Genomic DNA, 22,640 nt, shown 5'->3' with positions numbered 1-22,640 from the left:
CCGACCCTTGCCGCCAATCGGAACGATCCTACGTGAGCTTCAGACAGCCCCTACTCGCTCTGCTGCTACTCGCCTCGTTCCTGGGCGGTTGCGCGACCCTCGACGTGCCGCGCGAGCCAAGCCAGGCATTGCCGGCCTCTGCATCGAGCTTCGGCCGCTCTATCCAGGCCCAGGCGGCGCCGTACAAAGGCCAGTCCGGCTTTCGCCTGCTGTCCAACAGCACCGAAGCCTTCACCGCCCGTGCCGAGTTGATCCGCAACGCCCAGAGCAGCCTCGATTTGCAGTACTACATCGTCCACGACGGCATCAGTACGCGGATGCTGGTGGAAGAAGTGCTGAAGGCTGCCGACCGTGGCGTACGGGTACGCATCCTGCTGGACGACACCACCAGCGACGGCCTCGACCTGATCATCGCCACGCTGGCGGCGCATCCGAATATCCAGATCCGCCTGTTCAATCCACTGCACCTGGGCCGCAGCACTGGCGTGACCCGTGCCGCAGGCCGCCTGTTCAACCTGTCGCAGCAACACCGGCGCATGCACAACAAACTGTGGCTGGCGGACAACAGCGCCGCCATTGTCGGCGGGCGCAATCTGGGTGACGAGTATTTCGATGCCGAGCCCAACCTGAACTTCACCGACATCGACATGCTCAGCGTCGGGCCGGTCGCCGAACAGCTCGGGCACGGCTTCGATCAGTACTGGAACAGCGCCCTGAGCAAGCCGATCGAGGAATTTCTCTCCAGCAAGCCCTCGGCCAAAGATCTGCAGAACACCCGCACGCGCCTGGAAGAGTCCCTCGAAGAAACCCGCAAACAGAACCACGCGCTGTATCAGCAATTGATGACCTTCACTACCCATCCGCGCATGGACATCTGGCGCCGGGAGCTGATCTGGGCCTGGAACCAGGCGCTGTGGGATGCACCGAGCAAGGTGCTGGCGGACGGCGAGCCGGATCCGCAACTGCTGCTGACCACACAACTGGCACCGGAGCTGCGGGGCGTCACCAAGGAGCTGATGATGATTTCCGCCTACTTCGTGCCGGGTCAGCCAGGGCTGGTTTACTTGACTGGCCGTGCCGATGCGGGCGTTTCGGTGAGCCTGCTGACCAACTCGCTGGAAGCCACCGACGTGCCGGCGGTGCACGGGGGTTACGCGCCCTATCGCAAGGCATTGCTGGAACATGGCGTGAAGTTGTATGAGCTGCGGCGCCAGCCCGGGGATAACTTCGGCAGCGGCCCGCACCTGTTTTACAGCAAATCGTTTCGCGGCTCGGATTCCAGCCTGCACAGCAAGGCGATGATCTTCGACGGAAAAAAAGCGTTCATCGGCTCGTTCAATTTCGACCCGCGCTCGGTGCTGTGGAACACCGAAGTCGGGGTGCTGGTGGACAGTCCCGAACTGGCTGCCCACGTTCGGGAACTGGCCTTGCAGGGCATGGCGCCAGCGCTGAGCTATGAAGCAAAACTTCAGGACGGGAAAGTCGTCTGGGTCACCGAAGACAACGGTCAGATGCACACGTTGACCAAGGAACCCGGCAGCTGGTGGCGGCGCTTCAATGCGTGGTTCAGCACCACGGTGGGACTGGAGCGGATGCTGTAGCCGTCCGCTCCAGCCGGGTCATCAGGCAGGCTCCGGCACCTTGCCGAACGCCCCCTGCCGCGACAGCAGAATCACCAGCCCGAACGCCCCGGCCGCCATGAACCACGGCAACGCGTGCCCGCTGATCCATTGGCTGCCCGCCCCCGCCGCCAACGGGCCAATCAGGCAACCAACACCCCACAGCTGCGCGACATGCGCATTGGCGCGCACCAGCGCGTCATCACGGTAGCGCTCGCCGATCAGGATCAGCGACAGGGTGAACAAGCCACCGGCACTGGCGCCGAACAGCACCCACAACGGCCAGATCAGCAGGGTGTCGATCAGCATCGGGATCGCCAGACTCGACAGCATCAGCACCACGGCGCAACCGGCGAACAAGGTTCGCCGCGACAGGTAGTCGGCCAGCGCACCGATGGGCAATTGCAGCAGCGCGTCGCCCACCACCACGGTGCTGACCATCGCCAGCGCTATTTCCGCCGTGAAGCCCTGTTGCAGGCAGTACACCGGCAACAGGGTCAGGATCATCGCCTCGAACGCGGCGAACAACGACACCGCCCAGGCAATTGCCGGCAATTCGCGACTGAACCCCCACAGATCGCCGAAGGTCACGCTGCTGGCTTCACTGCTCGGCGCACCGCTGCGACCCAGCAACAGAAGTGGCGCAGCGATCAAAAGGCCGACACCTACCCAGAAGCCGTAATCATGCTCGGTGCCAAGTGCGCCCAGCAGCAACGGGCCGGACAGCTGGCTGAGCGCATAACTGCTGCCATACAGCGCCACCAATCGCCCGCGCCACTGCTCGACCACCAGTTGATTGATCCAGCTCTCGCCGAGGATGAAGACAATGGTCAGGATCACCCCGATCATCAGCCGCAGCACCAGCCAGATCGGGTAGCTCGGCAGCAGCGCCAGAAAACCGATGGACAACGCCCCGCCCCAAAGGCACAGACGCATCAGATTCGCCGTGCCGAAGCGCGCCGCCAGATGACTGGAAACCTTCGCCCCCAGCAACACGCCAATGGCCGGCATCGCCGCCATCACGCCGATGGCGAACGAACCATAACCCCAGCCCTCCAGACGCAACGACACCAGCGGCATGCTGACGCCAAGGGCCAGGCCAACACTCAAGACAGACGCCAACACGGCGAAATACGTCGCCCAACGCATGGTCCACGCTCCTGTGGATAATTTTTATGTGCACCACAAAACACTGTGGGAGCGGGCTTGCTCGCGAAAACGGTTTCACATTCAGCCGATTTGCTGACGGATACACCGCTATCGCGAGCAAGCTCGCTCCCACAGGGATCTTTGTATCGTTCGGGAGCCCGCCTGAGCAGGCTCCCTCAACGTTTTACAGCTTGATCCAGGTCGCCTTCAGCTCGGTGTATTTGTCGAACGCGTGCAGCGACTTGTCACGGCCGTTGCCCGACTGCTTGAAGCCGCCGAACGGTGCGGTCATGTCGCCGCCATCGTACTGGTTGACCCACACGCTGCCGGCACGCAGTGCCTTGGCGGTCAGGTGCGCCTTGGAGATATCCTGGGTCCAGACCGCTGCCGCCAGACCGTAAGGCGTGTCGTTGGCGATGTTGATCGCCTCCTCGGCGGTATCGAAGGCAATGACCGACAGCACCGGGCCGAAGATCTCTTCCTGAGCGATCTTCATCGCATTGCTCACGCCGTCGAAAATCGTCGGCTCGACGTAGGTGCCACCGGTTTCCTGAAGGATGCGCTTGCCGCCGGCCACCAGTTTGGCGCCGTCGGTGTGGCCCGACTCGATGTAGGACAGCACAGTGTTCATTTGTTGGGTGTCGACCAGCGCACCCACGTTGGTGGCCGGGTCCAGCGGGTTGCCCGGTTTCCAGGCTTTCAGCGCCTCGATCACCATCGGCAGGAATTTGTCCTTGATCGAACGCTCGACCAGCAGACGGGAGCCGGCGGTGCAGACTTCGCCCTGGTTGAAGGCGATGGCGCTGGCGGCGGATTCGGCGGCGGCTTGCAGGTCCGGCGCATCGGCAAACACGATGTTCGGGCTCTTGCCGCCGGCTTCCAGCCAGACGCGTTTCATGTTCGATTCGCCGGAGTAGATCATCAGTTGCTTGGCGATCTTGGTCGAACCGGTGAACACCAGGGTGTCGACGTCATTGTGCAGAGCGAGCGCCTTGCCGACGGTGTGGCCGTAACCCGGCAGCACGTTCAGCACACCTTTCGGTATGCCGGCCTCGACCGCCAGTTCGGCGATGCGGATGGCGGTCAGCGGGGATTTTTCCGACGGCTTGAGGATCACCGAGTTACCGGTCGACAGCGCCGGGCCGAGCTTCCAGCAGGCCATCATCAGCGGGAAGTTCCACGGCACGATGGCACCGACCACGCCCACTGGCTCGCGGGTTACCAGACCCAGTTGGTCGTGCGGGGTGGCGGCGACTTCGTCGTAGATCTTGTCGATCGCTTCACCGCTCCAGCTCAGGGCTTGCGCGGCACCCGGCACGTCGATGTATAGCGAATCGCTGATCGGCTTGCCCATGTCGAGGGTTTCGAGCAGGGCCAGCTCTTCGGCGTGCTGCTTGAGCAGACCGGCGAAACGGATCATGGTGGCTTTGCGTTTGGTCGGCGCCAGGCGCGACCAGACACCGGAATTGAACGTGGCGCGGGCGTTTTCCACGGCGCGCTGGGCATCGGCGGCGTCACAGCTGGCAATCTTGCCCAGCAGACGGCCATCGACCGGGCTGATGCACTCGAAGGTCTCGCCGGAGACGGCATCGGTGTACTCGCCATTGAGGTAGGCGCGGCCTTCGATCTTCAGGTCGCGGGCGCGTTGTTCCCAGTCGGCACGAGTCAGGGTGGTCATTCGAGTGTCCTCCTCTTGTTGAATACGAGCGCCGCGCGATCTTCGCCGGCGTCCTCAGGAATTCTGCCCGGCCAGCCTGTTTTCGGCCCAAGGCACCCGCCACCCTAAACCAGCGGCCGGGGTTGTTTCAATATATTTGACATAAGGCTTCTATATCGCCTTGCGGCGTTCAATTTAATCAACATAGACTTTGGCCCTTTCAAGCCATCGCGCCGTCATCACAGGAGAAAACAACAATGAACATCCAGAACGTCGTCGACATCAGCCTGACCATGGACCAGGCCGATCGCTACCGCCCGGACCCGGCCAAAGTACTCAAGGGCGATCCCGAACAAGCGGTGTTCAATCAGTACGACAGCCCTTGCGGGCAAATGGGCGTCGGCGTGTGGGAAGGTGCGGTGGGTCAGTGGACGGTGAATTACACCGAACACGAATACTGCGAAATCCTCCAGGGCGTTTCGGTGCTGCGTGACGGCGAAGGCAATGCCAAGACTTTGCGTGTCGGCGACCGCTTCGTGATTCCGGCTGGCTTCCGTGGCACCTGGGAAGTGCTGGAGGCATGCCGCAAGGTCTACGTGATCTTCGAACAGAAGGCCTGAAGCCTTTCGCCAGGCAACAAAAAAGGCCCGTATCGTGAGATACGGGCCTTTTTCGTAAGTCGGGAAAAATCAATTACTTGATTTTGCCTTCCTTGTAGATCACGTGCTTGCGAACAACCGGATCATATTTCTTGATCTCGATTTTGTCCGGGGTAGTACGCTTGTTCTTGTCGGTAGTGTAGAAGTGACCAGTACCGGCGCTCGAAATCAAACGAATCAATTCACGCATGATTAGCTCCCTTAAATCTTGCCGTCGCGACGCAGCTCGGCCAGCACAACGCTGATGCCACGCTTGTCGATGATACGCATGCCTTTGGCGGAAACGCGCAGGCGTACGAAACGTTTCTCTTCTTCAACCCAGAAGCGGTGATGCTGCAGGTTCGGCAGGAAACGACGACGGGTTTTGTTGTTTGCGTGGGAAATGTTATTCCCGGTTACCGGACCCTTACCGGTAACTTGACATACTCTAGACATGCCTCAGCCCTCTAAAACCACATGCCCAACCCGGCATGGGTTGGCCGCTTAATCTCTAGTCATTGTGGCGCCAGGCGCCGCGATTCTTTAGAGGTCTTACCGGCTACACCTACAAGCGAAGGAACCGGGCCCCTAGAAAAGAGCGCTGCTTTATACCAGAAAGACCACGGAGCAACAACTTTCCGTGTGCAATGAATGGCCAAAAAGCCGCTTTTTCTGCCTGCAAGCGCCTTGGGCAAAGGCTGGCGGCAATTTTTACCATTCGTCGAAGAAAACCGATCATACCCGCATTCGAGACTTTTCCTGCCGCCACTTCCGACAAATCCTCAGTCTTCAGGCCCCGAAAATGCAAAAAGGGGATAGTCATTTGCAATCGCGACCACTAGGGTAGGCCTTTTCCAGACTGCACTTGCAGATGGGCCTTCGATCTGTAAAGGAAGCCGACCATGCGCCTCGCTGCCCTCCCCCTGTTGCTCGCCCCGTTATTGCTGAGCCCCCTGGCCCATGCCGCCGCCCTGAGCGTGTGCACCGAGGCCAGCCCCGAAGGGTTCGACGTGGTGCAGTACAACTCGCTGACCACCACCAACGCCTCGGCCGATGTGCTGATGAACCGCCTGGTGGACTTCGATACGGTAACCGGCAAAGTGGTCCCGAGCCTGGCCGACAGCTGGGAAGTCAGCACCGACGGCCTGACTTATATATTCAAACTGCACCCGCAGGTGAAGTTCCACAGCACCGAGTACTTCAAGCCGACCCGTGAACTGACTGCCGAAGACGTCAAATTCAGCTTCGACCGCATGCTCGACCCGGCCAATCCGTGGCACAAGGTTGCCCAGAGCGGCTTTCCACACGCCCAATCGATGCAGTTGCCGAGCCTGATCAAGAAGATCGACGCACTGGACCCGCTGACCGTGCGCTTCACCCTCGATCATCCGGACTCAACGTTCCTGGCGACCCTGAGCATGGGTTTCGCCTCGATCTATTCCGCCGAATACGCCGACAAGCTGCTCAAGGCCAACGCGACCGACAAGCTCAACAGCCAGCCGATCGGCACCGGCCCGTTCGTGTTCACCCGGTTCCAGAAAGACGCCTCGATCCGCTACAAGGCCAACCCGGACTACTTTGGCGGCAAGCCTGCGGTGGATCCGTTGATCTTCGCCATCACCCCGGACGCCAACGTGCGCCTGCAAAAACTGCGGCGTAACGAGTGTCAGATCGCCCTGTCGCCAAAACCATTGGACGTACAGGCCGCGAAGGAAGAGCCGACGCTGAAAGTCGAAAAGACTGACGCGTTCATGACTGCTTTCGTTGGCATCAACAGTCAGCATCCACCATTGGACAAGCCGGAAGTGCGTCAGGCGATCAACCTCGCCTTCGATAAGGCCAACTACCTGAAAGCTGTGTTCGAAGACACCGCCGAACCCGCCAACGGCCCGTACCCACCGAACACCTGGAGCTACGCGAAGAATCTGCCGGGTTACCCGCATGACGCGGCAAAAGCCAAGGCCTTGCTGGCCAAGGCCGGACTGAAGGACGGTTTCCAGACCACCATCTGGACGCGTCCGTCCGGCAGCCTGCTCAACCCGAACCCGAGCCTGGGTGCACAACTGCTGCAATCGGATCTGGCGGAAATCGGCATTCAGGCGGAAATCCGCGTGATCGAATGGGGTGAACTGATTCGTCGTGCCAAGGCTGGCGAGCATGACCTGCTGTTCATGGGCTGGGCCGGCGACAACGGCGACCCGGACAACTTCCTCACCCCGCAGTTTTCCTGCGCGGCAGTGAAGTCCGGCACCAACTTCGCCCGCTACTGCAACGCCGACCTGGACAAACTGATCAGCGCCGGCAAGACCACCAGTGAGCAGGGCGTGCGCACCAAGCTCTACGAACAGGCGCAGGCGCAGATCCAGCAACAGGCGCTGTGGTTGCCGCTGGCGCATCCGACCGCCTACGCCCTGACGCGTAAAGACGTGCAGGGTTACTCGGTGAGCCCGTTCGGGCGGCAGGATTACTCCAAGGTCACCCTCAAGTAATCCGCCCCGGCTTGCAGCGACTGCAGTCGCTGCAAGCTACATCCAGCCACACTCCGCCATCGACAACGGTTCCCCATCGCCAACGACGAAGTGATCGAGCACCCGAACGTCGATCAGCTCCAAAGCCTTCTGCAATCGCTTGGTCAATAATCGATCAGCCTGACTGGGATCGGTGTTACCCGACGGGTGGTTATGGCACAGGATCACGGCTGCCGCGTTATTGGCCAGCGAGCGCTTCACCACTTCCCGGGGATGCACCGCAGTGTTGTCGATCGAGCCGCGAAACAGCGTTTCAAAGGTCAGCACCTGATGTTTGGAGTCCAGAAACAGGCAGCCGAACACCTCGTGCGGCTCGTGGCGCAACATGGCCTTGAGGTAATCACGGACCACCTGTGGATTCTCCAGCGCCGTTTTCTGCCGCATGCGCTCGGCCAGATGTCGCCGCCCCATCTCCAGCACAGCCTGCAGTTGGGCAAACTTCGCCGGCCCCAGGCCCAATTGCTCGCTGAACGCGCCGAGATCTGCCTCCAGCAACGCCCGCAGGCTGCCGAACTGACTCAACAAGTGTCGCGCCAGATCCACCGCGCTTTTACCGGATACGCCGGTGCGTAGAAAAATCGCCAGCAATTCGGCATCGGAAAGACTTCCCGAGCCCTGTTCCAACAGCTTCTCCCGCGGCCTTTCCGCCGCCGGCCAATCGCGAATACTCATACACATTCCTTGTCTGTGGGCGCCGCTGTTCCGTAGCGGTCGCTGTGATATCGTAGCCCATCTTTTTTGCGGGCGAATTCACCCTGGGGAGGGGGTTTCGCCACGCATGTCACCAACGAAATGAAAGGCAGACCTATGCAGCGGCTGTATCGGAAACGCATCGTTCTGGGCGTCGGCGGCGGTATCGCTGCCTACAAGAGCGCCGACCTTGTGCGCCGCCTGATCGATCAGGGCGCCGAAGTGCGCGTGGTCATGACCCGTGGCGGCAGCGAATTCATCACCCCGCTGACCATGCAGGCCCTGTCCGGCCACCCGGTTCACCTGGATCTGCTCGACCCGGCCGCCGAAGCGGCGATGGGCCACATCGAACTGGCCAAATGGGCCGATCTGGTGCTGATCGCCCCGGCCACCGCCGACCTGCTGGCCCGACTGGCCCAGGGCATCGCCAACGATCTGCTGACCACCCTGGTGCTGGCCACCGACGCCATCGTCGCTGTCGCCCCGGCCATGAACCAGGCCATGTGGCGCGACCCGGCGACCCAGGCCAACCTGCAACTCCTTGAAAGCCGTGGCCTGAAGACCTTCGGCCCGGCCTCCGGCAGCCAGGCCTGCGGCGACGTCGGCATGGGCCGCATGATGGAAGCCACCGACCTGGCCCAGCTCGCGGCAGACTGCTTCCAGCGTCAGGCACTGACCGGCAAGCATGTGGTGATCACCGCCGGCCCGACCCAGGAAAACATCGACCCGGTGCGCTACATCACCAACCACAGTTCCGGCAAAATGGGCTTCGCCCTGGCGGAAGCGGCGGTGGAAGCCGGCGCCCGCGTCACGCTGATCAGCGGCCCGGTGCACCTGCCGACGCCGGATCGCGTCACCCGCATCGACGTGGTCAGCGCCCGCGACATGCTCGCTGCCTGCGAAGCCGCGATCCCTTGCGACATCTTCATCGCCTCGGCGGCGGTTGCGGACTACCGTCCGGAAGTCGTCGCCCCGCAAAAATTGAAGAAAGACCCTACGAGCGGTGACGGCTTCGTCCTGCAAATGGTGCGTAACCCGGACATCCTGGCCACCATCGCGACCCGTCCCGACCGTCCGTTCAGTGTCGGCTTCGCCGCCGAGACCGAACACCTGCTCGACTACGCTGCACGCAAGCTGAAGGACAAGAATCTCGATCTGATCGTCGCCAACGACGTCGCCAACCCGAGCATCGGTTTCAACAGCGAAGAAAACGCCTGCAGCGTCATCGACCGTGGGCTGCACGCCACGGTTTTCGCCCAGACCAGCAAGAGCAAGATTGCTCGCCAGCTCGTCACTTTTATCGCCGAACGTCTGAACCAGGTTTAATTTACATGCACGCTTTGCAAGCCAAGATCCTCGACCCACGCATCGGTACCGAATTCCCGCTGCCGCAATACGCCACACCGGGCTCCGCCGGCCTCGACCTGCGCGCCATGCTGGAAAAGGACATCGTGATCAAGCCGGGTGAAACCGTGCTGATCCCTACCGGGCTGTCGGTGTACATCGGTGACCCGAACCTCGCCGCGCTGATCCTGCCGCGCTCGGGCATGGGCCATAAGCACGGCATCGTGCTGGGCAATCTGGTCGGCCTGATCGACTCCGACTACCAGGGCCCGCTGATGGTGTCCTGCTGGAACCGGGGCCAGACCGAATTCACCATGCCGGTCGGCGAACGTCTGGCGCAACTGGTGCTGGTGCCGGTGGTGCAGGCGCACTTCGAAATGGTTGAAGAGTTCGTCGAAACTGAGCGTGGCGCTGGCGGTTTCGGCCACTCCGGCACCAAGTAATCGGCTGAAAACCTGTCGTGGCGAGTACGCGTTGCTTGCCACGAAATTCAAAATGTCATCTGCAAGGTTTAGCGCCGAAAATCAAGGCATTGGCAGGCCAAAGCCACGCCGGACAAGGCGTCATGGCCCTTTCACACCACGAACTCTCTGTGAAAACCGCCGTCATACCCTTCAGTTTGAGCCTGCCGCCGAGATGATTCGTCGGTGTGTCCCGCCACTTTCGAGATGGAGCATTTCCGCAGATGAGCACCCCCGCCCAAGTCGCCCCGAAGCTTCCCGACAGCATCTTCCGCGCCTATGACATTCGCGGCACCGTGCCGGAATTCCTCAATGCCGAAACCGCTTACTGGATCGGCCGCGCCATCGGCTCCCAGAGCCTGGCCCAGGGTGAACCGAACGTGTCCGTCGGCCGTGACGGCCGCCTGTCCGGCCCCGAGCTGGTTGCCGAGCTGATCCGCGGTATCGCCGAAAGCGGCTGCCATGTCAGCGACGTCGGCCTGGTGCCGACCCCGGCGCTGTACTACGCCGCCAACGTGCTGGCCGGCAAATCCGGCGTAATGCTCACCGGCAGCCACAACCCGTCGAACTACAACGGCTTCAAGATCGTGATCGCCGGCGACACCCTCGCCAACGAACAGATCCAGGCCCTGCACGAGCGCCTCAAGACCGGCAACCTGAGCAGCGGCCAGGGCAGCGTGACCCAGGTCGAGATCCTCGACCGCTACACCACCGAAATCGTCCAGGACATCAAACTGGCCCGGCGCCTGAAAGTCGTGGTCGACTGCGGCAACGGCGCGGCCGGCGTGATCGCCCCGCAACTGATCGAAGCGCTGAACTGCGAAGTCATCCCGCTGTTCTGCGAAGTCGACGGCAACTTCCCGAACCACCACCCGGACCCGGGCAAGCCTGAAAACCTCGTCGACCTGATCGCCAAGGTCAAGGAAACCAAAGCTGACATCGGTCTGGCCTTCGACGGCGACGGCGACCGCGTCGGCGTGGTGACCAACACCGGCACCATCGTGTTCCCGGATCGTCTGCTGATGCTGTTTGCCCGCGACGTGCTGGCGCGCAATCCGGGCGCGGAAATCATCTTCGACGTCAAATGCACCCGTCGCCTGATTCCGCTGATCAAGGAATACGGTGGCCAGTCGTTAATGTGGAAGACCGGTCACTCGTTGATCAAAAAGAAAATGAAACAGTCCGGCGCATTGCTGGCCGGAGAAATGAGCGGGCACATCTTCTTCAAGGAACGCTGGTTCGGTTTCGACGACGGCATTTACAGCGCCGCACGGCTGCTGGAAATCCTCAGCAAGGAAAAATCCGACGCGGAAACGCTGTTCGCGACCTTCCCGAACGATATTTCCACGCCGGAAATCAATATCCATGTGACCGAAGAGAGCAAATTCAGCATCATTGATGCACTGCACGATGCGCAGTGGGGTCCAGGCGCCGACCTGACCACCATTGACGGCGTGCGGGTCGATTACGCCAAAGGCTGGGGCCTGGTGCGCGCCTCCAACACCACACCGGTGCTGGTGCTGCGCTTCGAGGCCGATGACGAGGCTGAATTGCAGCGCATCAAGGCTGTGTTCCATGCCCAGTTGAAACGCGTTGCACCTGATCTCCAACTACCGTTCTGATTCACCCGGAGCCCTGAATGACCCTCGAACGCGAAGCCGCCGCCCAAACCGCCAAGGTCCTGTCCGAAGCGTTGCCTTACATCCGACGTTATGTCGGCAAGACCCTGGTGATCAAATACGGCGGCAACGCGATGGAAAGCGAGGAGCTGAAAACCGGCTTCGCCCGCGACATCGTCTTGATGAAAGCCGTCGGCATCAACCCGGTCGTGGTTCACGGCGGCGGCCCGCAGATCGGTGATCTGCTCAAGCGCCTGTCGATCGAAAGCCACTTCGTCGACGGCATGCGCGTCACCGACGCGGCGACCATGGACGTGGTGGAAATGGTCCTCGGCGGCCAGGTCAACAAAAGCATCGTCAACCTGATCAACCGTCACGGCGGCAGCGCCATCGGCCTGACCGGCAAAGACGCCGGGCTGATTCGTGCGAAGAAGCTCACCGTCACCCGCCAGACCCCGGAGATGACCCAGCCGGAAATCATCGACATCGGTCAGGTGGGCGAAGTGGTCGGGATCAACACCGAACTGCTGAACCTGCTGGTCAAAGGCAACTTCATTCCGGTGATCGCGCCGATTGGCGTGGGTGAAAACGGCGAGTCGTACAACATCAACGCTGACCTGGTGGCCGGCAAGGTTGCTGAAGCGCTGAAAGCCGAGAAGCTGATGCTGCTGACCAACATCGCCGGCCTGATGGACAAGTCGGGCACCGTGCTGACCGGCCTGAGCACCCAGCAGGTCGACGACCTGATCGCCGACGGCACCATCTACGGCGGCATGCTGCCAAAGATCCGTTGTGCACTGGAAGCGGTTCAGGGCGGCGTGGGCAGCTCGCTGATCATTGACGGTCGTGTACCGAACGCGATCCTGCTGGAAATCTTCACCGACACCGGTGTGGGCACGCTGATCAGCAATCGCAAGCGTCCTTAAGCGATCGCGTAAATAAAAAAACCCCGCTCAGCCTGACTGAGCGGGGTCTTTTTTTGCCTGGAAGAAGTGATCAGACGCCGAACTGGGCGCGATAGGCTTCAACGGCTGGCAGGTGCTGCTTGAGCTGCGGATCGTCAGCCAGGAATTCCAGCACCTGGTTCAGCGACACGATGCTGATGACCGGGATGCCGAAATCGCGCTCGACTTCCTGAATCGCCGACAGCTCGCCGTTGCCGCGCTCCTGACGGTTCAGGGCGATCAGCACGCCGGCGGCCTTGGCGCCGTCCTGGGAAGCGATGATCTGCATCACTTCACGGATCGCGGTGCCGGCGGTGATCACGTCGTCGATGATCAGCACTTCACCGGTCAGCGGTGCGCCGACCAGGCTGCCGCCCTCGCCGTGGGCCTTGGCTTCCTTGCGGTTGAAGCACCATGGCAGGTCACGGTTGTGGTGTTCGGCCAGCGCCACGGCAGTGGTTGCCGCCAGCGGGATGCCTTTGTAGGCCGGGCCGAACAGCACGTCGAACGGAATACCGCTCTCGGCGATGGCTGCGGCGTAGAAACGACCCAGCTGCGCCAGTGCAGAACCCGAGTTGAACAGGCCGGCGTTGAAGAAGTAAGGACTGGTGCGTCCGGACTTCAGGGTGAACTCACCGAAGCGCAAAACGCCGCGATCGATGGCAAAACGAATGAAATCGCGCTGATACGCTTGCATGAAAAAAACCCCAAATACCACGGATTTAGCTAATTAGCTTGACGCCGTGTATCATACACGCACGCGATTTTTGGGGCCATTTATGCGGATCATCAGTGTGAACGTCAATGGTATTCAGGCTGCAGTCGAGCGCGGTTTGCTCAGTTGGCTGCAAGCACAGAATGCCGACGTCATCTGCCTGCAGGACACCCGTGCCTCCGCCTTTGAACTGGATGACCCAGCCTTCCAACTGGACGGCTACTTCCTTTATGCCTGCGATGCTGAAGTCCCTGCCCAAGGCGGCGTGGCTTTGTATTCGCGGTTGCAACCGAAGGCTGTCATCAGCGGTCTCGGTTTCGAGACGGCCGACCGCTACGGGCGCTACCTGCAAGCAGATTTCGACAAAGTCAGTATTGCCACCTTGCTGCTTCCTTCGGGGATGAACGGCGATGAGGACTTGAACCAGAAGTTCAAGCTCATGGACGACTTCGGCAAGTACCTGGACAAACAGCGGCGCAAACGTCGCGAGTACATTTATTGTGGCTCGCTGTACGTCGCGCAGCAGAAGCTCGACATCAAGAACTGGCGCGACAGCCAGCAATCTCCGGGCTTCCTGGCGCCAGAACGCGCCTGGATGGACGAGATTGTCGGCAACATGGGCTACGTCGACGCCCTGCGCGAAGTCAGCCGCGAAGGCGACCAGTACAGCTGGTGGCCGGACAACGAACAGGCCGAGATGCTGAACCTTGGCTGGCGCTTCGACTACCAGATCCTGACCCCGGGCCTGCGGCGCTTCGTGCGCAGCGCACGCCTGCCGCGTCAGCCTCGGTTCTCGCAACACGCGCCGCTGATCGTCGACTACGACTGGACGCTGACCATCTAAGCGTCGTTTCGCAGTAGAAAAAATGCCCGTATCGCAGGATACGGGCATTTTTTATGCATCAGCCTCAGTCTGAAATGTGCTTTAGACCGCAGCGAAAAACGGCAGCGCCAGGTACAACTTGATCACGATGACATTGATGATATCGATGAAGAATGCCCCCACCATCGGCACGACCAGAAACGCGATCTGCGAAGGCCCGTAACGCTGCGTCACCGCTTGCATGTTGGCGATGGCGGTCGGCGTCGCACCGAGGCCGAAACCGCAATGGCCGGCCGCCAGCACCGCCGCATCGTAGTTGCGGCCCATCACCCTGAACGTCACGAATACCGCGAACAGCGCCATGACCAGTGTCTGTACCGCCAGAATGATGAAGATCGGCAACGCCAGCGCTGCCAGGTCCCACAGCTTGAGCGACATCAGCGCAATCGCCAGAAACAGCGACAGGCTGACGTTGCCCAGCACCGAGACTTCCCGCTCGAAGACCTGATACAGACCAAACGCAGAGAGGCCGTTGCGCAGCACGACGCCCACGAACAAGACACAAACGAATGTCGGCAACTCGAATGCCGTGCCATGCAGCAGCCCGTTCAACAGAGTGCCGACCAGCAGGCTGACCGCGATCAGTGCCAGGGTTTCGATGAACGAGAATGGCGTGATCGAACGCTCCTTGTTCGGCTGTTCAAAACCCTTTGGCAGGCGCGGCGCCTCCTGCGCGTGGCAACCCGGCACCTCGACCCGCTTGATCAGCAGACGAGCAACCGGCCCGCCGATCAGCCCACCCAGCACCAGACCGAATGTCGCCGAGGCGATTGCCAGCTCGGAGGCTGAAGCCAGACCGTATTTCTCGCTGAATACCGTTCCCCACGCGGCGCCAGTTCCGTGACCACCGGCCAGCGTGATTGAGCCCGTCAACAGCCCCATCAGCGGATCGAGCCCAAGCATTGTGGCGAGTCCGATGCCCATGGCGTTCTGCAGGATCAGGAGGCCGGTGACCGCCAATAGAAATATCCCGACTACGCGACCGCCCTTCTTCAGGCTGGCGAAGTCTGCACTCAGACCGATAGTGGCAAAAAACGCCAGCATCAGCGGCGCCTGCAACGAGGTATCGAACCGGACTTCTATATCGAGCGCTCGCAATACCAGAAGAACCAGAGCAACCAACAGGCCACCCGCGACAGGTTCGGGAATATTGAAATTGCGCAGTACACCAACACGGGTAACAAGACCACGCCCCAGCAGAAGTACAAGGGAAGCGGCCACGAGCGTGCCGTAAAAATCGAGCTGAATCATCGGGATTATTCTTGGCTATATAGTCGGAGGCGAACTTTTCCCTGGATACGCCTCACGAATCGGCTGGCTGTTTCAACACTGGAAACACTGAAATTCAAGAGCCTTCGATGGCCTGAATATATCGAAATATTTCTGAAGGAATATGACGTGCGACAACCTTAACAAGCGCAAAGTCATGCTGCCAATGACCTTTGGCCGTATCAAGGCATTGCAGTTGTGACTAAAAATGTAAGGCTGATGAATATATAAAATTCTTCTGCCATTCATCGCAGGCAGATTATTCCTACGAGGAATTCAGGTTTATTTAGTTGCAAAAAAGCCCTGACAAGTCAGGGCTTTTAAACATGCAGAACTAATTATTCCAACATGCACATTTCGGCTGAATGCTATTTGATCAAGCGCCAGGTAAATGGGTAACGGTACGGAAAACCTTCATTGGCTTTTACGCCGCCGATGATCGTCAACACCAGCGCGCCAATGGCGAGCAGGCCGAACAACACGAATCCGATGATCAGCACCATCAGCAGGAAGCAGATCATCGAAGCAATCGCCACGGTGATCTGAAAATTCAGCGCTTCCTTGCCCTGGGCATCGATAAACGGATCCGTCTCGCGCTTCATCTGCCACAGGATCAACGGACCGATCAGCGTGCCGAACGGAACCCAGATCCCCAGCAAGGCGGACAAGTGACAAAACATTGCCCACTGGCGAACCTCGTGGCTCGGCTTGGGCAGCAACTCTTGCTCATCACTCATCACGTCCTCCTTGCGGGTTACGAACCGGCTCAGTCGGCCAGTGCAGCCGTTTGCAGTTCGAAGATCTCGTTCATGCCTTTCTTGGCCAGCTCCAGCATCGCGGTCAGCTCTTCAGGCTGGAACGGTGCGCCTTCGGCAGTGCCCTGCACTTCGATGAAGCCGCCGGTGCTGGTCATCACCACGTTCAGGTCAGTCTCTGCGGCGGAGTCTTCAAGATAGTCCAGATCCAGCACCGGTTCGCCCTGGTACATGCCCACGGAAACGGCACCGATCATTTGCTTGAGCGGGTCACCGCCCTTCAGGCCGCCGCGCTTCTTGATCACTTTCAACGCATCGACCAGCGCAACCATGGCGCCGGTGATCGACGCAGTGCGGGTGCCGCCGTCGGCCTGGATCACGTCGCAATCGACGTACAGGGTGACGTCGCCCAGCTTGGACATGTCCAGCGCAGCGCGCAGGGAGCGACCGATCAGACGCTGGATTTCCAGGGTGCGGCCGCCCTGCTTGCCGCGGCTCGCTTCACGCTGGTTACGCTCGCCGGTGGCGCGCGGCAGCATGCCGTACTCGGCGGTCAGCCAGCCCTGGCCCTGACCTTTGAGGAAACGCGGTACGCCGTTCTCGACGCTGACGGTGCAGATGACTTTGGTATCACCGAATTCGACCAGTACCGATCCTTCGGCGTGCTTGGTGTAGTTGCGGGTAATGCGGATCGAGCGGAGCTGATCGGCAGCGCGACCACTTGGACGTTTCATAGGAGATACCTGTACTGGGGACGGAAAACTGCGGAGCATTATAGAGCTGCGCACCGCGCCTGGGCACTGCCTAAAAATTCCGGCCGTCGATCCAGGGCCCTGAAACGCGCTTCGCCGACGGCCTGCAGCCCTTTGTCACACCGTGTGTTTGGGCGCATCTGCCGCACTGCGCTACAATCCTGCGCCTTTGCTGCCAGTCGGCTTAAATTCATTGATATCGAGCTGCGAAGCTTCAATTCGCGCCGATCTGTATCGCGAGGTCACCCCATGGTGCACAGCATGACCGCCTTCGCCCGCGTCGAGAAAGCCGGCGTTCAGGGCACCTTGAGCTGGGAGCTGCGCTCGGTCAACAGCCGCTACCTGGAACCCCACCTGCGCCTGCCGGAATCGTTTCGCGACCTCGAAGGCGCCGTCCGCGAAGCCCTGCGCCAGGGCCTGTCGCGCGGCAAACTGGAATGCACCCTGCGCTTCACCGAGGAAAGCACCGGCAAGCCGCTGCAAGTGGATCGCGAGCGCGCTGCACAATTGGTCGCCGCTGCCGAAACCGTCGCCGGCCTGATCAAGAACCCGGCGGCGCTGAACCCGCTGGAAGTGCTGGCCTGGCCGGGCGTGCTGGTCGCCGACGCCACCGACCCGCAAGCGCTGAACGCCGAGGCGCTGGCCCTGTTCAATCAAGGCCTGAAAGACCTCAAGGCCGGCCGCGAGCGCGAAGGCGCGGAGCTGGCACGTCTGATCAACGATCGCCTGACCTCCATCGAGGAAGACGTGGTGACCCTGCGCGAACTGGTTCCGCAGATGCTCGCCACCCAGCGCCAGAAAGTCCTCGACCGCTTCGCTGACATGAAGGCCGAGATGGACCCGCAGCGTCTGGAACAGGAAATGGTCATGCTCGCGCAAAAGAGCGACGTGGCTGAAGAACTGGATCGCCTGAGCACCCACATCATCGAAGTTCGCCGGGTGCTGAAATCCGGCGGTGCCGCCGGCCGGCGCCTGGATTTCCTGATGCAGGAGCTCAACCGCGAAGCCAACACACTGGGCTCCAAGGCCTTCGACCCGCGCAGCACCCAGGCGGCGGTCAACCTCAAGGTGTTGATCGAGCAGATGCGCGAACAAGTGCAGAATATTGAGTAAGGCAACAGACATGACCCACAGCACCGGCACCCTGTACATCATTTCCGCCCCTTCGGGCGCGGGCAAGAGCAGCCTGGTCAAGGCCCTGACCGACGCCAACCCGGAAATCCGCGTCTCGATTTCCCACACCACCCGCGCCATGCGCCCGGGCGAAGTGGACGGCGTGAACTATCACTTCGTGAGCCGCGAAGAGTTCGTGAAGATGGGCGAGCACGGCGACTTCCTCGAACGCGCCGAAGTTTTCGGCAACTTCTACGGCACCTCGCAAAGCCGCCTGCAGCAGACTCTGGATGAAGGTCACGACCTGATTCTGGAAATCGACTGGCAAGGCGCCGAGCAAGTGCGCAAGCTGATGCCCCAGGCCCGCTCGATCTTCATCCTGCCGCCATCGCTGCAGGCCCTGCACCAGCGCCTGACCAACCGTGGCCAGGACAGCGACGAGATCATCGACGGCCGGATGCGTGAAGCCGTCAGCGAGATGAGCCACTACGTCGAGTACGACTACCTGATCATCAACGACGATTTCGCCCACGCGCTGGACGATCTGAAAGCGATTTTCCGCGCCAATCAGCTGCAACAGAAACGCCAACAGGTGCGTTTCGGCAAATTGCTGGCTGAATTGCTGGGCTGAAACAGCACTTCCCAAAACCGCTGCAAGGGCTTTACATTGGCACTTGCAGCGCGTTGAAGAGTCTGGTCAAAAAATCAGCGCTTCCCTAATCGCTGGTGATTTTTTAAACTGTTGAGTCCGCTCGCCCAACCGGGCAGCGCGCATATTGCATTCGCTCCGAGGAATACCATGGCCCGCGTAACCGTTGAAGACTGCCTAGAACACGTGGAAAACCGCTTTGAGCTGGTCATGCTCTCTACCAAGCGTGCCCGTCAACTGGCCACCGGCGGCAAAGAGCCCCTGGTACAGTGGGAAAACGACAAACCGACCGTAGTTGCGCTGCGTGAAATCGCTGAAGGCCTGATGAGCTACGAGTTCATCGCCGAGCAGGAAATCGTCCACGAAGACCCGGTCTTCGCTGCGTTCGAGGACGAGTCCAACGAGGCCGTCTAAGCCTATGCCTGGTCGACGTAGCACGGCGCGGGATCACAGCCTACGGCAGGAGACATCATGCCGAGCATAGACGCCCTCGCCGATCGCTTATCGACCTACCTCGGCAATGACCAGGTCAACCTGGTCCGCCGAGCGTATTTCTACGCCGAACAAGCCCACGACGGCCAACGCCGCCGCAGTGGCGAGGCGTACGTCACGCATCCCCTTGCCGTGGCAAACATTCTTGCCGACATGCACATGGACCATCAGAGCCTGATGGCTGCGATGCTGCATGACGTGATCGAAGACACCGGTATCGCCAAGGAAGCGCTGCAAGCGCAGTTCGGTGAAACCGTGGCCGAACTGGTCGACGGGGTCAGCAAACTGACCCAGATGAACTTCGAGACCAAGGCCGAAGCCCAGGCTGAAAACTTCCAGAAAATGGCCATGGCCATGGCACGCGACATTCGCGTGATCCTGGTCAAGCTCGCCGACCGCCTGCACAACATGCGCACGCTGGAAGTGCTGTCCGGCGAAAAGCGCCGGCGCATCGCCAAGGAAACCCTCGAGATCTACGCACCCATCGCCAACCGCCTGGGCATGCACGCGATCCGCATCGAGTTCGAAGACCTCGGCTTCAAGGCCATGCACCCGATGCGTTCCGCGCGGATCTACCAGGCGGTCAAACGCGCCCGGGGCAACCGCAAGGAAATCGTCAACAAGATCGAAGAATCCCTTGGCCATTGCCTCGCCATCGACGGCATCCAGGGTGAAGTCAGCGGTCGCCAGAAACACCTCTACGGCATCTACAAGAAAATGCGCGGCAAGCGTCGAGCCTTCAACGAGATCATGGACGTCTACGCGTTCCGGATCATCGTCGACAAGGTCGATACCTGCTACCGCGTGCTGGGTGCTGTGCATAATTTGTACAAACCGTTGCCGGGTCGCTTCAAGGATTACATCGCGATCCCCAAGGCCAACGGCTATCAGTCGCTGCACACCACCCTGTTCGGCATGCACGGCGTACCGATCGAAATCCAGATCCGCACCCGCGAAATGGAAGAGATGGCCAACAACGGCATCGCCGCCCACTGGCTGTACAAATCCAGCGGCGACGAGCAGCCGAAAGGCACCCATGCCCGGGCCCGTCAGTGGGTCAAGGGCGTGCTGGAAATGCAGCAACGTGCCGGCAACTCGCTGGAATTCATCGAGAGCGTGAAGATCGACCTGTTCCCGGACGAGGTCTACGTGTTCACGCCCAAAGGCCGGATCATGGAGCTGCCCAAAGGCTCCACGGCGGTCGACTTCGCCTACGCGGTACACACCGACGTCGGCAACAGCTGCATCGCCTGCCGGATCAACCGTCGTCTCGCGCCGCTGTCCGAACCGCTGCAAAGCGGCTCCACGGTCGAGATCGTCAGCGCTCCCGGCGCTCGGCCGAACCCGGCGTGGCTCAACTTCGTGGTCACCGGCAAGGCGCGGACCCACATCCGCCATGCGCTGAAACTGCAACGCCGCTCCGAATCCATCAGCCTCGGCGAACGCCTGCTGAACAAGGTGCTCAACGGTTTCGACAGCGCGCTGGAACAGATTCCGGCCGAACGCGTGAAGGCGATGCTCACCGAGTACCGTCTCGAACTGATCGAAGACCTGCTCGAAGACATCGGCCTGGGCAACCGCATGGCCTACGTCGTGGCGCGTCGCCTGTTGGGCGAAGGCGAACAATTGCCAAGCCCGGAAGGCCCGCTGGCGATTCGCGGTACCGAAGGTCTGGTCCTCAGTTACGCCAAATGTTGTACGCCAATCCCGGGTGACCCGATTGTCGGTCACCTGTCGGCGGGCAAAGGCATGGTCGTGCACCTGGACAACTGCCGCAATATCAGCGAAATCCGCCACAACCCCGAAAAATGCATCCAGCTCTCGTGGGCCAAGGATGTCACCGGCGAATTCAACGTCGAACTGCGCGTCGAGCTGGAACACCAGCGCGGCCTGATCGCCCTGCTGGCCAGCAGCGTCAACGCGGCCGACGGCAATATCGAGAAAATCAGCATGGACGAGCGCGATGGCCGCATCAGCGTCGTTCAGTTGGTGGTCAGCGTCCACGACCGTGTGCACCTGGCCCGCGTGATCAAGAAACTGCGCGCACTGACCGGGGTGATCCGCATCACCCGCATGCGTGCCTGAGCCCACCATTACAAGGAGTCATACATGACCAAGACCGTTATCACCAGCGACAAGGCCCCGGCCGCCATCGGCACTTACTCCCAGGCGATCAAGGCTGGCAACACTGTCTACATGTCGGGCCAGATCCCGCTGGACCCGAAAACCATGGAACTGGTCGAAGGCTTCGAAGCCCAGACCGTCCAGGTCTTCGAGAACCTGAAAGCCGTGGCCGAAGCCGCCGGCGGTTCGTTCAAGGACATCGTCAAGCTGAACATCTTCCTCACCGACCTGAGCCACTTCGCCAAGGTCAACGAGATCATGGGCAAATACTTCGACCAGCCGTACCCAGCGCGCGCCGCCATCGGCGTGGCTGCCCTGCCAAAGGGTTCGCAGGTTGAAATGGATGCCATTCTGGTCATCGAGTAATGCGCACGGCGCGGCCCTTCAGGTCGCGCCGACTGCTCTGCGGTAAAGAAAAGGTTTTGAAAGGATTCCACCATGCGCAAAGCGCTTGCTCTCTCGCTGCTCGCCATTTTCCTCGGCGGTTGCGCCAGCAACCCTGCCGACCGTGACATCAGCGGCACCTGGATCAATCAGGTCGCCATCGATGCCGCCGCCAAGGGCGGCCCCCTGCGTGAAGCGCTTCAGGCCTACGGCCCGAACCTGGAATGGGACATCAACACCAAGGCCGGCCAGGCCCGCTTCACCAACGGTTTCGAGAACGTCGAAGGACGGCTGCAGGGCGAACAGTCCGGCGCCTGGAAAGTCGACTTCTACGGCAGCTCCGGCAGCGAACTGAAACGCGACGGCGGTCAGTTGCATCAGGCTGCCAGCGAAAACGAACCCCAGCAGCTCTTCGATCGCGCGCAGATTCCGGTGCCGGAAGGCGCACCGATCGGCGCCAGCTTCGAACGTGCGCTGTACTCGGCCTACCTGGGCGGCAACTGGACCATCGCCAGCGGCCAGGGCGAAGGCGCCACTGTGCAATTCCAGGCTGACGGACAAGTCTCCGGCCTGCCGGGTGCCGACCGCTACGCCTTGTGCCTGGCGGGCGACTGCGCATCGATGAGCAGCGGCAACGACAGCATGTGGCTGCAGCAGAACGGCCAGGGCAACAACTGGATCTTCGTTCGCAAGGGCAAGGAGCTGGAAATTTTGCAGGCCGTGAACACGGCGCTGGCGGATGAACAGCCGCAGTTCAGCCCGGGTGAACGCAAATGGTTGCTCGAGAAGCAGTGATCTGCGCGTGAAACAAAAAAGGCGGAAGCAAGCCATTGCTCCCGCCTTTTTTACGTCCGC

Annotated in this window: 22 protein-coding genes and 1 pseudogene; 14 read left to right on the top strand and 9 right to left on the bottom strand. The window is 60.8% G+C overall.

Annotated features, from left to right (window positions below):
• Positions 1-32: 32 nt before the first annotated feature.
• Entirely contained in the window at positions 33-1,601 is a 1,569-nt protein-coding gene (locus M5B44_RS16045) for a phospholipase D family protein (RefSeq protein ID WP_248739844.1), read from the top strand.
• A 21-nt stretch (positions 1,602-1,622) separates the two neighbouring features.
• On the opposite strand, the gene M5B44_RS16040 is transcribed toward M5B44_RS16045, so the two are convergent.
• A complete protein-coding gene (locus M5B44_RS16040) occupies positions 1,623-2,768 on the bottom strand; it encodes an MFS transporter (protein ID WP_248739843.1) in 1,146 nt (381 codons plus the stop codon).
• Between the two features lie 184 nt (positions 2,769-2,952).
• Complete coding sequence (locus M5B44_RS16035) at positions 2,953-4,446, bottom strand: aldehyde dehydrogenase (protein ID WP_085708877.1); 1,494 nt, start codon at positions 4,444-4,446, stop codon at positions 2,953-2,955.
• Positions 4,447-4,682: 236 nt separating this feature from the next.
• On the opposite strand from M5B44_RS16035, the gene M5B44_RS16030 reads away from it, so the two are divergent.
• Positions 4,683-5,045 (top strand): cupin domain-containing protein, encoded by a 363-nt coding sequence (locus M5B44_RS16030; RefSeq protein ID WP_248739842.1) that lies wholly within the window; start codon positions 4,683-4,685, stop codon positions 5,043-5,045.
• Between the two features lie 73 nt (positions 5,046-5,118).
• On the opposite strand, the gene rpmG is transcribed toward M5B44_RS16030, so the two are convergent.
• Together rpmG and rpmB are read right to left on the bottom strand one after the other, a co-directional pair.
• On the bottom strand, positions 5,119-5,274 hold the full coding sequence (gene rpmG / locus M5B44_RS16025; RefSeq protein WP_003177274.1) for a 50S ribosomal protein L33: 156 nt from the start codon (positions 5,272-5,274) through the stop codon (positions 5,119-5,121).
• Between the two features lie 11 nt (positions 5,275-5,285).
• Positions 5,286-5,519: a 50S ribosomal protein L28 gene (gene rpmB, locus M5B44_RS16020; protein ID WP_003229474.1), complete on the bottom strand. Its 234-nt coding sequence runs from the start codon at positions 5,517-5,519 to the stop codon at positions 5,286-5,288.
• 446 nt (positions 5,520-5,965) lie between these two features.
• Between rpmB and M5B44_RS16015 the strand changes: the two genes are divergently transcribed.
• Positions 5,966-7,552, top strand: coding sequence for an ABC transporter substrate-binding protein (locus tag M5B44_RS16015; RefSeq protein ID WP_248739841.1), 1,587 nt, complete (start codon positions 5,966-5,968; stop codon positions 7,550-7,552).
• Positions 7,553-7,588: 36 nt separating this feature from the next.
• Here the strand turns inward: M5B44_RS16015 and radC are convergent, their stop codons facing one another.
• Positions 7,589-8,263 carry a RadC family protein gene (gene radC, locus M5B44_RS16010; protein WP_248739840.1) on the bottom strand — a complete coding sequence of 225 codons (675 nt, stop codon included), beginning with the start codon at positions 8,261-8,263 and terminating at the stop codon, positions 7,589-7,591.
• Positions 8,264-8,398: 135 nt separating this feature from the next.
• Here radC and coaBC point away from each other — a divergent pair, with 135 nt between their 5' ends.
• The 4 genes and pseudogenes from coaBC to argB all read left to right on the top strand — a co-directional run bounded on the left by coaBC (position 8,399) and on the right by argB (position 12,631).
• Positions 8,399-9,607 carry a bifunctional phosphopantothenoylcysteine decarboxylase/phosphopantothenate--cysteine ligase CoaBC gene (gene coaBC / locus M5B44_RS16005; RefSeq protein WP_085708873.1) on the top strand — a complete coding sequence of 403 codons (1,209 nt, stop codon included), beginning with the start codon at positions 8,399-8,401 and terminating at the stop codon, positions 9,605-9,607.
• A 5-nt stretch (positions 9,608-9,612) separates the two neighbouring features.
• Positions 9,613-10,068: a dUTP diphosphatase gene (dut, locus tag M5B44_RS16000; protein WP_248739839.1), complete on the top strand. Its 456-nt coding sequence runs from the start codon at positions 9,613-9,615 to the stop codon at positions 10,066-10,068.
• A gap of 236 nt (positions 10,069-10,304) precedes the next feature.
• A pseudogene (locus M5B44_RS15995) lies at positions 10,305-11,708 on the top strand (phosphomannomutase/phosphoglucomutase); the annotation flags it as partial.
• A gap of 17 nt (positions 11,709-11,725) precedes the next feature.
• The gene (gene argB, locus M5B44_RS15990) at positions 11,726-12,631 is read left to right on the top strand and encodes an acetylglutamate kinase (RefSeq protein ID WP_119426808.1); all 906 of its coding nucleotides are present in this window, start codon (positions 11,726-11,728) and stop codon (positions 12,629-12,631) included.
• Positions 12,632-12,701: 70 nt separating this feature from the next.
• Here argB and pyrE read toward each other — a convergent pair whose 3' ends face one another.
• On the bottom strand, positions 12,702-13,346 hold the full coding sequence (gene pyrE / locus M5B44_RS15985; protein WP_007954442.1) for an orotate phosphoribosyltransferase: 645 nt from the start codon (positions 13,344-13,346) through the stop codon (positions 12,702-12,704).
• A gap of 82 nt (positions 13,347-13,428) precedes the next feature.
• Here pyrE and M5B44_RS15980 point away from each other — a divergent pair, with 82 nt between their 5' ends.
• A complete protein-coding gene (locus M5B44_RS15980) occupies positions 13,429-14,208 on the top strand; it encodes an exodeoxyribonuclease III (protein ID WP_007920349.1) in 780 nt (259 codons plus the stop codon).
• A gap of 81 nt (positions 14,209-14,289) precedes the next feature.
• Here the strand turns inward: M5B44_RS15980 and gltS are convergent, their stop codons facing one another.
• From gltS to rph, 3 genes are all read right to left on the bottom strand, one after another.
• Positions 14,290-15,498, bottom strand: coding sequence for a sodium/glutamate symporter (gltS, locus tag M5B44_RS15975; protein ID WP_248739838.1), 1,209 nt, complete (start codon positions 15,496-15,498; stop codon positions 14,290-14,292).
• A 386-nt stretch (positions 15,499-15,884) separates the two neighbouring features.
• Positions 15,885-16,253, bottom strand: coding sequence for a DUF4870 domain-containing protein (locus tag M5B44_RS15970; protein ID WP_085708869.1), 369 nt, complete (start codon positions 16,251-16,253; stop codon positions 15,885-15,887).
• 29 nt (positions 16,254-16,282) lie between these two features.
• On the bottom strand, positions 16,283-17,005 hold the full coding sequence (rph, locus tag M5B44_RS15965; protein WP_085708868.1) for a ribonuclease PH: 723 nt from the start codon (positions 17,003-17,005) through the stop codon (positions 16,283-16,285).
• A 267-nt stretch (positions 17,006-17,272) separates the two neighbouring features.
• On the opposite strand from rph, the gene M5B44_RS15960 reads away from it, so the two are divergent.
• From M5B44_RS15960 to M5B44_RS15935, 6 genes are all read left to right on the top strand, one after another.
• Positions 17,273-18,136, top strand: coding sequence for a YicC/YloC family endoribonuclease (locus tag M5B44_RS15960; RefSeq protein ID WP_007954440.1), 864 nt, complete (start codon positions 17,273-17,275; stop codon positions 18,134-18,136).
• A gap of 10 nt (positions 18,137-18,146) precedes the next feature.
• Positions 18,147-18,767 (top strand): guanylate kinase, encoded by a 621-nt coding sequence (gene gmk, locus M5B44_RS15955; RefSeq protein ID WP_025112706.1) that lies wholly within the window; start codon positions 18,147-18,149, stop codon positions 18,765-18,767.
• A 168-nt stretch (positions 18,768-18,935) separates the two neighbouring features.
• Positions 18,936-19,199 (top strand): DNA-directed RNA polymerase subunit omega, encoded by a 264-nt coding sequence (gene rpoZ, locus M5B44_RS15950; protein ID WP_003229503.1) that lies wholly within the window; start codon positions 18,936-18,938, stop codon positions 19,197-19,199.
• A gap of 57 nt (positions 19,200-19,256) precedes the next feature.
• Positions 19,257-21,362 (top strand): bifunctional GTP diphosphokinase/guanosine-3',5'-bis pyrophosphate 3'-pyrophosphohydrolase, encoded by a 2,106-nt coding sequence (gene spoT / locus M5B44_RS15945; RefSeq protein WP_007954439.1) that lies wholly within the window; start codon positions 19,257-19,259, stop codon positions 21,360-21,362.
• 24 nt (positions 21,363-21,386) lie between these two features.
• A complete protein-coding gene (locus M5B44_RS15940; RefSeq protein WP_003229509.1) occupies positions 21,387-21,767 on the top strand; it encodes a RidA family protein in 381 nt (126 codons plus the stop codon).
• A 72-nt stretch (positions 21,768-21,839) separates the two neighbouring features.
• Complete coding sequence (locus M5B44_RS15935) at positions 21,840-22,580, top strand: hypothetical protein (protein WP_114886331.1); 741 nt, start codon at positions 21,840-21,842, stop codon at positions 22,578-22,580.
• Positions 22,581-22,640: the final 60 nt, after the last annotated feature.

It is taken from the genome of Pseudomonas sp. MWU12-2029 (assembly GCF_023242425.1).
GTDB classification, from domain to species: domain Bacteria; phylum Pseudomonadota; class Gammaproteobacteria; order Pseudomonadales; family Pseudomonadaceae; genus Aquipseudomonas; species Aquipseudomonas kribbensis.
Note: the sequence above shows the minus strand (reverse complement) of the source record. Positions and strands in the feature narration are given on the sequence as shown.